General features: G+C 70.7%; 1 protein-coding gene and 1 pseudogene. Both read right to left on the reverse strand.

Annotated elements, in window-relative coordinates; genetic code table 11:
• Positions 1-496 (reverse strand): paraquat-inducible protein A (locus HWY45_RS36305; RefSeq protein ID WP_176118491.1); only part of this gene is annotated, 496 nt, incomplete at its 3' end.
• Positions 493-642, reverse strand: a pseudogene (locus HWY45_RS36310) (paraquat-inducible protein A); the annotation flags it as partial. The pseudogene HWY45_RS36310 and the gene HWY45_RS36305, both read right to left, overlap by 4 nt.

Genomic DNA, 642 nt, shown 5'->3' on the forward strand with positions numbered 1-642 from the left:
GCGAACGGAAATGGACGAGCGCGACGGTGAGCGTCACGACGAAGATGTCGAGCATCGACCAGCGGCCGATGCGCTCGACGATCCGGAACAGCCGCGTGCGCTGCATCGGCCGCCACGGCGAGCGGCGCTGCGCGCTGATCACGAGGATCACCAGCACGCCGAGCTTGAGCATCGGCACGAGGATGCTCGCGACGAACACGACGACCGCGAGCGGCCAGTCTCCCGAGACCCAGAACAGCACGACGCCGCTCATGATCGTGTCCTGCTGCGCGCCGACCAGCGACGCGGTGCGCATGATCGGCAGCAGGTTCGCCGGGATGTAGAGGATCGCGGCGGCGATCAGCAGCGCCCAGGTGCGCGCGATGCTGTTCGGCGTGCGGAAATGGAGCGCGGCGTGGCAGCGCGCGCAGCGGGCATGCGGATGGTCGAGCGTCTGGACGAGGCCGCAGGTGTGGCAGCTCGCGAGGCCCGCGCGGGCGGCGGTGGGCGTGGTCATCGGCGAGCCTCCCGGCGAGGCGCGGCACTGGGCGCGCGGCCGGCGCGCAGGTCGTCGACGAGATCCCACAGCAGCATCGGATCGAACATCAGCACGACGGCGATCATCAGCGTGAGCGCGGCGAACGCGAACAGCGCGGCTTCCGG

The organism is Burkholderia stagnalis (assembly GCF_902830275.1).
Taxonomy (GTDB): domain Bacteria; phylum Pseudomonadota; class Gammaproteobacteria; order Burkholderiales; family Burkholderiaceae; genus Burkholderia; species Burkholderia stagnalis.